General features: G+C 53.9%; 6 protein-coding genes. 2 read left to right on the top strand and 4 right to left on the bottom strand.

Annotated elements, in window-relative coordinates; genetic code table 11:
- Positions 1–260 precede the first annotated feature (260 nt).
- The 3 genes from AAE484_RS17165 to AAE484_RS17155 are packed head-to-tail and all read right to left on the bottom strand — an operon-like array spanning position 261 to position 5157.
- Positions 261–1934 carry a sensor domain-containing diguanylate cyclase gene (locus AAE484_RS17165; protein ID WP_341939665.1) on the bottom strand — a complete coding sequence of 558 codons (1674 nt, stop codon included), beginning with the start codon at positions 1932–1934 and terminating at the stop codon, positions 261–263.
- A gap of 9 nt (positions 1935–1943) precedes the next feature.
- Positions 1944–3707: a putative bifunctional diguanylate cyclase/phosphodiesterase gene (locus AAE484_RS17160; protein WP_341939664.1), complete on the bottom strand. Its 1764-nt coding sequence runs from the start codon at positions 3705–3707 to the stop codon at positions 1944–1946.
- A 22-nt stretch (positions 3708–3729) separates the two neighbouring features.
- A complete protein-coding gene (locus AAE484_RS17155) occupies positions 3730–5157 on the bottom strand; it encodes an ATPase domain-containing protein (RefSeq protein ID WP_341939663.1) in 1428 nt (475 codons plus the stop codon).
- Between the two features lie 748 nt (positions 5158–5905).
- Here AAE484_RS17155 and AAE484_RS17150 point away from each other — a divergent pair.
- Both AAE484_RS17150 and AAE484_RS17145 read left to right on the top strand, forming a co-directional pair.
- Positions 5906–7369, top strand: a complete 1464-nt coding sequence (locus AAE484_RS17150; RefSeq protein WP_341939662.1) for an ATPase domain-containing protein — start codon at positions 5906–5908, stop codon at positions 7367–7369.
- A complete protein-coding gene (locus tag AAE484_RS17145) occupies positions 7362–9686 on the top strand; it encodes a bifunctional diguanylate cyclase/phosphodiesterase (protein WP_341939661.1) in 2325 nt (774 codons plus the stop codon). Before AAE484_RS17150 ends, AAE484_RS17145 begins: the two co-directional genes overlap by 8 nt.
- Before the next feature lie 412 nt (positions 9687–10098).
- Here AAE484_RS17145 and AAE484_RS17500 read toward each other — a convergent pair whose 3' ends face one another.
- Positions 10099–10293 carry a DUF6957 family protein gene (locus AAE484_RS17500; protein ID WP_445928871.1) on the bottom strand — a complete coding sequence of 65 codons (195 nt, stop codon included), beginning with the start codon at positions 10291–10293 and terminating at the stop codon, positions 10099–10101.
- Between the last annotated feature and the right edge of the window lie 62 nt (positions 10294–10355).

Below are 10355 nucleotides of genomic sequence, written 5' to 3'. Positions count from 1 at the left end.
ACACCTCTTCTAGGGTGGTAGAATACCACCTTAAATGGTGTCCGGAATCATTAGACCACTTCAACAGAGGGCTATCCAGGTTACGGGCATTGAAGCTAACGAGGCGGTCAAAGCCACTGAAGACACAGATGAGTTACGAACTGCAATAGAATGAACGGTGGTAAAAATAAAATAGTCCGGGGGTGTCCCGCAATAATTCTCGCGAGGCTCCCAGGCGGCCCGTAGCCTGCTCCAAGAAAAATCTTGAAACACGTTTAGCGCTAGGCGCCCCCATCTTCGCCACTGACCATCACCCTATTGCGACCGCTATCCTTGGCCTTGTAGAGTGCGGTATCCGCTCGCTTCAACAACGTATTTGGAGTATCCCCATTCCGGAAGTTGGTGACGCCCAAACTAATGGTAAGGACCCCAACTTCGGGAAAGGGCTCGGCCTCGATGCGCCGACGCAGTCGTTCCCCCATCCGAGCGGCCTCGGAGGCATCGGTTTCTGGAAGGAGAGCCACGAACTCCTCGCCTCCCCAACGAGCCAGAAAATCGGGCTCACGCAACTCCCCGGCGACTCGTTTGGTCAGCTCTACCAGCACCCAGTCGCCGACGTCGTGCCCATAGGTGTCGTTGATTTTCTTGAAATGGTCCACGTCGAGCATCACCAGAGCGGTTTCAGCGCCATAGCGTGCGTGGCTAGCCAGCGCACGCTCCATCTCCGCATCGAAGCGCTGCCGATTATAGAGGCGGGTGAGGGCATCGGTGGTGGCTTCCCGCTCCAGTGACTCTTCCAGCTGCTTTTGCTTGGCAATGTCCAGCCCCACACCCAGCAGGTAAGACTGGTCATTAAGCTCGACTCGCAAGCCGTTGAGCAAATAAGGGATGTCACCCTCTACAGTGCACAGTTTGCTTTCGATCACCGCGCTGCCCTGCGAAAAGGTTTTGGCGATGGCTCCGCCGACACGATCTCTCTCTTCCTGCGGGATGAGCGCGCAGACGTCCATGCCATCAAGCTCCTCGTGGCTAAACCCCGTCACCTCTTCCATCCGATCATTCCATTGAACCAAATGGCCCTGCCCATCATGGATGTAGAAGATGCCTGGCAAACCAGCCAAAATCGATTCTGATAGCGTTTTTTCTTCTCGCAGCTTATCTTCGAGTTGACGCTGTAGGGTGGTGTCCTGAAGCGTGCCAGTCATACGGAGCGGCTTGCCCTCGGCATCGAGCTCCGTGTAGCCAAGCTCCTGCACGGTGCGCACCTCGCCTTCCGAGCGTATTATTCGATACTCGACTTCGTAGGATTTTCCATTGAGCGACGTTTCGAGAGCCGCCCGCACCCTTTCCCTATCGCTGGGGTGGACCGCGGCCATGAACGATTCGTGAGTAAAACTCTCCCCCCGGTTCAGACCGAAGATGCGATAGAGTTCATCGGACCACCGGATCTCGTTGGTGTGGAAATCGGAGACCCAACTTCCCACATGAGCAAGACGCTGAGCATCGGCGAGGTCCCGTTCACGGGCGCGCAGGGCCGCGGCTTCATTGCGATCGCTGATATCGCGCACTAGCGCCAGCACCAAGGCGTCATCTTCCATGTCAATCCGACTCAACAAGACCTCGGAAGGGAAATCGACACCGTCCCAAGTGCGGTGATGCCACTTGAAAAAAGCCTGCCCCTTGCTCAGGGCCTCGTCGATGTGATCTTCTGCAGCCTCTCGGCTGAGGCGACCGTTAGGCTGGTAGAGCGGGGAGAGGTCGGCGGGATGGATGGTCACAAAGGTGGCCAAATCAGGCACACGAAACATCGCCAGGGTCGCGGAATTGCAATCCTGGAAACCCTCTCTGCTAGAAAACATTATGGCGTCGCGGGATTGTTCGAACGCTAACTGGTACTTATGTCGTTTCCGGCCCGCACTCTCTTGGGAGTTTTCCAGACCCTTGCCATGCGCCATGGTTACTCCTTATTCCGCACCCGGGTCGATGCTAAGGCCATTCTTCATCGCCTCGATGAATTCCGGTTCGGGCAAGGGCCGGGAGACCAGGAAGCCCTGACCGGTCTGCACACCGCGCTTTCGCAAATACTCCAGCTGCTCCCGGGTTTCGATGCCTTCGGCAACCAGTTCCAGACCGAATTGTTCGCCCAGCGCGATGATGGCGTTGGTAATCAGCTGTCCATGTTTGTTGTGCGGAATATGGTCAACGAAGCTCTTGTCGATTTTCAGTACATCCGCAGGCAATTGCTGCAGGTAACCCAGTGACGAATAGCCGGTACCGAAATCATCAATCGACACTTGGATGCCGCAGGCCCTCAGAGCTTTGAGGCTGTCTTGGATATGTTGATCCACGTTCATCAACATGGTTTCGGTCAGCTCGACGCCAATGGAGGAAGGCGTCAGCCCATACTTGTCAATCAGCTGCTGTAGCCAGGTTACAAAACCTTCCGCGCTCAGATCTGCCGGGGTAATGTTGACCGCGATCCTGGGGCAATCCAACCCGCTCTCTCGCCAACGGGCCAGTGCCGCGCAGGCCGCCTCGAGCACCCAGCTGTCAATCCGCTGAATCAGACCAGCCTGTTCGGCGACCGGAATAAAAACGCCCGGCGAGACCATTTCACCGGAGGGCTTGCGCCAGCGGATCAGCGCTTCAGCGCCCGCCATGGCCAGGTCACTGAGGCGGAACTTGGGCTGAAACCAGAGCTCGAGCTCCTGCCGCTCCAGAGCTTGGTGCAATTCGGATTCGATGCGCAGAAATTGCAGGGTACGATCCCGTAAACCGCGTGAGTAGAAATGCGGTATCCCGGGTTGCGAAGCCTCGCTCATGGCGATGCTTGCGGCTTCCAGAAGCCCCGTGGCATCTATTGCATCATCGGGATAAATGGCAATGCCTACTCGGGCCACGGGACGTATCCATTCGCCTCTGATAAACCGAGGGCGCTGTATAGCCTGGATAAGTTTCTGGCTGAATCTGCTAACGTCCTTTAGAGAGGAGTCGGAGGGCAGAGCCGTCGCGCCCTCGTCGCTGTTGAACCGGCTCATGACGAACCTGTCGCCCATACACTCTCGCAGATCGCTGACAACGGCTTCGATAATGTCTTCGGTAACGCCATGGCCCAGGGACTGCACAAATCGTTTCATGGGTATTCGACCCGCGACGACATAGAGTTTTTCAGTTCCGGGGTCCGCCCACTGTATGGCCGTTTCAAGATGCTTCAAAAAGAGCTCACGGGCCGGCAGTCCGGTCGTCCGGTCGTGATTGATGGTGTGCACCAGATGCTGCCGCTGTTGCTCCGCAAGTCGCCGAGCACGCAACAGCATGGCGGTGCGTTCAAAAAATTCCTCTGTATCGATAGGCGTTATGATGAACTCGTCGATGGCATCGCGGTATTTTTTGTTGTGGTGGCGCAGTTCCGTCGGGGACATTATTAGCATCACCGGCAGAAAGACCGGTAGCTCATGCTGCCGAGCCTGCCTCAGCTGGTCGTGCCAGCGGCACAGGCCCGCGCCATCAACGATGGCAAGATCGAAACCCTGCTCAGGCAAAGAGCCGCTGGCAGGTATCAGCAGCTCGCCATGTTGCTTCAGCTGCCTCGCCACCTGCTCGCGATTGCCACGCTTGTCAATCAACAGCAATATGCGCGGCGGCGGCCTCGTCATGCCCCGCCCCTGAGACAAGGTCACGGTCTGCTGAAAGGGCTCGGGCTTCAGGGTCAGGTTTTCTTCTGGCATGGCACTCAACTACGAAGGTTGCTTACAGCTGCTTCCGGGCGTTGTCCGGCAGTCGCTTTATCTCGAAGCCCCCAGTTGTCACATTAAAAAGCTGCAAGTGGTTGTCGAAATCCGTCATGCGCTTCTTGAGAACGCCGATGGTTTTCTGCAATGTGCTGTCTGTTTGCAGGTAACGTAGATAGATGACATTATCGGACAGATAACTGATGTTCCGGTCCGATATGGTCAGGGTATCGGTGGTGACATGGTTTTCATTGACCAGGATGACCGTAACGCCAAGTCGCGCCAAAGCCTTGGCGAAGGCGTGCAGCGGCCGGCCCACGCCTTCCTCGGCCTCCAGGGCAATATTGAACCCTTCGACACTGTCCAGCACCACCATTTCAATGCCTTTGGTTTCCACCTGATCACGGACCTGGCAGGTGAATTCATCCGACAGGTAGCGCAACGGCTCGACCTGGTCGACCAGCAGGTTGCCGCTGTCCAACAGCTCATCCAGTTCGAAGCCCAGGGCGCGCAGACGGCCCATAAAGGTGCCGCACTCTTCCTCGAAGATATACACCGCAGCAGGATGCCCCTGCCTGGCCGACTCAATGGCATAGCAGGCAGCCAGCGTGGATTTGCCGACCCCGGTCGGACCGGTCAGCAGTGTGACGGTGGATGACTCCAGGCCACCATTCAACATGGCATCCAGGTCCGCGTTGCCGCTGCCCAGCTGGCGGATCTCGGGCAGGTTGTTGCGTGGCAATGGGGGAAGCTGGCGCGGGTATACACTGAACCCCTCCTCACTGACCCGAAATTGATGGGGGCCCGAGTCAAACGCGGAGCCCCTGAATTTCGAGACATGGATGGTGCAGCGGGTCTGCGTGCGCTCCAGATTCATTACGCCGTCGGCAATGAACTGCAGGTCGTTATCGGGCATATCCCGGCTCGATTCCGAGGTAAACAGCACTGTGCAGTCGCGGCTCACCAGATAGTTCAGCAGCGCCATGGCCTGCCGGCGAAATTGGAAGACGTCCGCTGACATGAACCGCAACTGCGTCAGTGAATCGATGAACACGCGTTTAGGGCAGAAACGTTCAACCGCGTCCGTGATGGTTTGAGACAGGGGTTCCTGCTCCACATCGGAGGAGGCAAAGACATCATAGGCATCGTTCTGGATAAAGAAATCTTCATCTGGCGACAGGCGCAGGAATTCGATAGAGGAGGTGTCTATTCCCAGCGACATGGCATTGTTTCGGACTTCGTCCGGAGGTTCTTGGAAGCCGATGAAAAGTGCGGGCTCCGCTTTTTTTCCGGCAGCGAGAAAACTGACTCCTAAGGTGGTCTTTCCGAGGCCCGGGTCGCCCCGCACCAGGTAGCGCCGGTTGGCAATCAAGCCTGCTTTAAGAACCACATCAAGTCCTTCTATGCCGGTGCTGATGCGCCGGACTGATTCGGACCATTCACTCAATGGGGACCCCCTCGTCCAGTAGAAAACTTGTCGCAATTTACCCTATATCGGGTAGGAGTTTTGTGCGGTACCGTACATAGAGGGTAGTTCGAAGGGGAGCAGGCGTCTACCTGGAGAGGTTAAATACTACTTCCCGAGTTGCCATTTGAGCTATTCCGCCAGCGCTATAGCAATCAGCCCCACGGGCTTCAGTTTAATGCTTTTACCTTATAAATAAACAAACTGGTTATTGTCTAACTCATTGAAATATATGACAAAATGCGATTAATGGGCAAAATTTGCTCGAATTTGAAATTTTTGGCCACTATATTTAGTTAGCCATGACTAAATCTCGCTAAGAATAAGCCGCCAATTCTGTTTTAAATCCTCACGTGCATTTGCAAGGTTATGGTGTAATTAACCTTTAGCTGGCCTTTCAGGGGGGCCATAGTTCACTCGGCCTGGGCTCGATTGCACCATAATGTCTCAGTAAACCTGTGTACGTTCAACAATGGTGCATTGAAAAAACTCACGCGGCTCTGCCTGGGTATTCTGGCGATCGGTATCCCTCCTCACAAATGTATTACATGTGTGGAGGCATAGCGCTATTCCCGGTTGATCTAAGGAGTTTAAAAGTAAAGACAAATACATACTATGTGCGGTAGCGCACATAGCTGACGATATGCTCTAGACTAACATGGACGGTTTTTGAAAGTGTCAGGCATGAACCTTTCCGGGCCTGAAGCACACAAAAGGAGGAGTACCGTGTATGAACGAACTGATAATCAACCGCCTCACCAGTGGTATCACTGGCCTGGACCGAATTCTGAGTGGTGGCTTTCTACAACACCGAAACTACATTGTCAGGGGCGGGCCAGGATCGGGTAAAACCACCCTCGGGCTGCATTTTCTGACGGCGGAACCTGAGTCCAAAAGCCTGTTCATTAGTATGGGAGAAGACGAACGGCAGCTGCGTGCCAATGCCGCGCGCCAGGGTTTTAACCTCGATAACGTTTCCATTGTTGACTTTTCTCCCTCTTCCATGGTGTTAGAGGATGCCGAACCCTATAGCATTATGGCACCGGAGGATGTCGAGGATCCGGGGTTGCCCAAGCGAATTCGTGCGGCGTGTGAGCGAGTGCGGCCAGAACGAATTTTTATCGATTCTCTGACGTACCTTCAATATTTTTCACCGGATGCCTTCCAGTATCGAAAACAGGTTATCACGTTGTTGAGATTCCTGACGAACCAGGGTGCAACCGTTATCAGTACAGCGGAACAGATCAACGCGAACAGCAATAGTGAAGAGCTCGGATTTCTGGCCGACGGCATCATCGAGCTGAATCATGTCGATGCGCGCCGTTTCCTCGAAGTTACGAAATTCCGGGGTTCTGGTTTCTCGCCGGGCATGCACAGCATCAAGCTGGACGAAATTGGAATGCATTGCTTCCCACAGTTGGAGCCGGGCTGTCACGGCGTCGACTTTGACCAGACCGCCATGCCCTCCGGAATTCGTGAACTGGACAGACAGCTGAAAGGCGGTCTGACCCGGGGGACAGTAACGATTATCACTGGTCCCACGGGGGTGGGCAAAACCTCTCTTGGTATCCAGTTCATGAAAACAGCCTGTGAGCAAGGCCAGAGGACGGTGGTTTACACCTTCGAAGAGATGGCTAGCACGCTTATCTCAAGAATTGAGGGAATCAATATACCACTGAGAAGCCATACGGCTTCGGGTGCGTTCTCCATTGAAGAAATACAACCGCTGCATTATTCGGCCGACGAATTCGCTTCGAGGGTTCGGGCAGAAGTAGAAGAGCGTGGCACCCGCATCATCATGATCGACAGCTTGGCAGGGTATAAGTTATCTATCGGCGGTGACAATATTACACGTCGGCTGCATGCCCTATGCCGCTACCTGGTTAACATGGGCGTGACGGTCATTCTTCTGAACGAAGTTGAAGCCATCACAGGCAGCGATGTGCGCGCTACCGAATTAGGGGTTAGCTATCTGGCGGATTCGGTCATCCTGCTTCGCTACATGGAAATGGAAGGTGAGATTCGTAAAACCGTTGGCGTTCTGAAGAAACGTACCGGTGATTTTGAGAAAAGCATACGGGAGTTCGATATTACCTCTGAAGGCATCAGGGTCGGTGATGAACTTAAAGGATTGATGGGTATTCTGCGCGGTGAGCCCGAGTATGTATCGTTGAATGGGGGCGCCCGTGAATAACTCCGACATCACATTGCTTGAACCAAAGGCAACGGAATCCCCTCAACGGAAAGAACCGGTTGTAGCCATCATGCTCAGCCGAGCTTCTGACCGCAGGGTGCTAACTCGTTCTCTCCAGCACGCATGTGTAGAGCCCGATGTCTACACACTTTCGGAGGCGGGTTTCGACCTGGCCATCGTCGACTTGCCTACACTCCTTCGTCTTGAGCCTGAAATCCGGTTGCTTCGGGCGCGGATTGGCCTGACGCTTACCCCCTTTTTGCTGGCGGCCTCAGAGTCCGAACTGAAAAAAGCCAACAGTTTTCTGGGGGATCTCGCAGAAGATGTCATCCGGACGCCTATCCGTCTGATCGAACTGACCGCGAGAGTCAGAAACCTGCTTCGCTTGAGACAACTTTCATGCGATCAAAAGCGGGAGACGGAAAATACAGAGTCGAAGCTACAGGGCGCTACTCGGGCACTGCATGCCTTCAGCTCCTGCAATGAGCGGGTCATTCATGCCAGTAACGAAAAACAAATGCTGGCCGCTATCTGCGAGAGCTTGACCAAAGAAGGCGGTTATACGCTGGCCTGGGTTGGCGTGGTCAAAGGATATGAGAGTGAGCGGATCGAGCTTCTGACAGCGGCGGGCCAAGCTTGCGATTGTGTGTACGAGTTTTACAGTAGTCAAGAGGATAATCCGCTGTGCCATGGCCCGGTCAGCCTCACCCTTCGCACGGGGGTCCGGCATGAGGTCTCTGACATCGTTTCCCGACCAGAACTGTCAGCCTGGAGGCAATTCGCCGGGACGCACCAACTGCATTCGGTCATTGTCTTTCCACTGAATATTCCGGGCAAAGTGCCCGAGGCCTGCCTGGCGATTTACTCCAGCGACACCGACGGCTTTGACACTGCGGAAATTGAATTACTGCAGCGGATGGTCGATAACATCATTTATGGCATTCATGCACTTCGCGAACAATACCGTCGTCGCCGAAGTGAAAAGAAGGCCCACAAGATGGCCTACAGGGACAGCCTCACAGGGCTGGCCAATCGCACAGCGGCGCATGAAGCCCTAGATCGGCACCTCAGGCAGACCGGACCGTTCCCTCCAGCAGCTGGATTGCTGTACCTTGATCTTGATGGTTTTAAGGTGATCAACGATGCTCTTGGTCACCACGCCGGAGACGCAGTCCTGATTCAGGTGGCGGAACGGCTTCAGTCGACTGTGCGGGATTCCGATCTCGTAGCGAGGCAAGGTGGCGATGAATTTATAATCCTTGCTCCCCACGAGGTTGAGGATAGTTTATCCACCGTCGAGCCGGGTGAACTTATGGATTCAATGTCCAGCCTTGCGGAGCGTGTGTTGCGGGTATTGGAGAAACCTTTTAACCTGGAGGGGCGCGAATACCACCTCGGTGCCAGTATAGGCGTCAGTCTCTGCCCAGGACATGCCAACGACGCATCCACCCTTATGATGAGGGCAGACAGTGCCATGTACCAGGCGAAAAGCCTTGGCGGTAACCACTTCCGGTTCTTCTCTGCTGAGCTGTCACAGAATCAGAGGCATCGTCTGGAAATGGAAAATCGGCTACACACAGCGCTCCTGGAGGGCCAGTTTACATTGGCATTTCAACCGCTGATTGACTTATCCACCGCCAAGACGGTGGGAGTGGAAGCTCTGATACGGTGGCCCCAGCGGGATGGTAGCTACATATCACCGGGGGAGTTCATACCCATTGCGGAAACGACTGGCCTCATCCTTCGAATTGGTGATTGGGTCATGCAAGAAGCCCTGGAAGCGCTTCAACGTTTTCGACACCAGGGTTTTAAGCATCTTCAAATGGCGGTCAACCTGTCGATCAGCCAGTTATGGGAACCTCACCTGGTTGAGGGCATCGTCGCACGGCTGGACTCGCTCGGAATCCCGCCACAAGCGCTCAAAGTCGAGCTGACTGAGGGTTCGTTGATGACCGATGTACATCGCATGGAGAGCATTGTGAAGGAATTCCAGCAGGCCGGAATACAGATTGCCATCGACGATTTCGGGACCGGTTATTCCTCTCTGGCAAGGCTGAGATCACTACCCATCACAACCTTGAAAATCGACCGTAGCTTTCTGCAGGGTACGCCAGAGGAAGAGTCGGCCGTCAATATGGTGTATACCATAACTCGGATGGCTGAAAGTTTGGGGGTCGAAGCACTGGCCGAAGGCATCGAAACCGAATCCCAGTGGCGAATGCTTCAGGATCTCGGATGCCGTTATGGTCAGGGTTTCTATTTTGCTCGCCCGATGGCCGAAATTGATATTGTGGAAAGGCTGAACACCGAGAGCTAACAGTGCACCGGCTCAACAGCGTTCGGAGTTAGCTTTCCGTGTTACCCACAATCGGTAGACACCTTCTATAGTTAGATAAACCACTATTGAGGTGTTCGAAATGGCGTGTAAATAGACGGTGTCTATGTCTCTATTTTGTTGGGTGCCTAGCTATTCAGGGTTTGAGACGTAAGAAAAAGAAACGTTCTGTTGAGAAAATCTCTTAACTCTCTGATCTTAAAGAGTATTTCCCAGGATAGACGGGTCCTGCCTGATTCCTTCCTGAACTTTCTCAGCATATGGCTACCTAGTCTCAAACTTTATTGTGTTTCTACAACAACCGGGTGGTTGGTTAGACGCTTACGGACCCTGTATCGATATGAGAGTATTTCGCAGGTAAAGAATCGTCTCAGCTATAGAAAGAGATTTTTAATTAAAAGAGGACGCTTACGAAACTATATGGCTGCATTCGTAGCCTTTTTCCCGGTCCTTGCATCAAATAAATAGTGTTTCGGGTTATAAACATGCAGTTTTCACGAAATTCGACTAGAGGTGTTGAGCGTATACCCTCGCCAGGGTTACACCTACCCAGCTGATCCTCTATCACATTGTCTGAGTAAAGCCCTATGTAGTGGTCAACTAATTCCGGACAATAATTTAGATGGATTTTCCGCTTTTGCCGGCGGTACC

The organism is Marinimicrobium sp. C2-29 (genome assembly GCF_038419845.1).
In the GTDB taxonomy this organism is placed as follows: Bacteria; Pseudomonadota; Gammaproteobacteria; order Pseudomonadales; family Cellvibrionaceae; genus Marinimicrobium.
This window is presented reverse-complemented; position numbering and strand designations above follow the sequence as displayed.

Bases quoted from the DNA above. Each gene is read 5' to 3' on its own strand.
- AAE484_RS17165 (WP_341939665.1), bottom strand. From the start codon at position 1,934: ATGGCGCATGGCAAGGGTCTGGAAAACTCCCAAGAGAGTGCGGGCCGG.
- AAE484_RS17160 (WP_341939664.1), bottom strand. From the start codon at position 3,707: ATGCCAGAAGAAAACCTGACCCTGAAGCCCGAGCCCTTTCAGCAGACC.
- AAE484_RS17150 (WP_341939662.1), top strand. From the start codon at position 5,906: ATGAACGAACTGATAATCAACCGCCTCACCAGTGGTATCACTGGCCTG.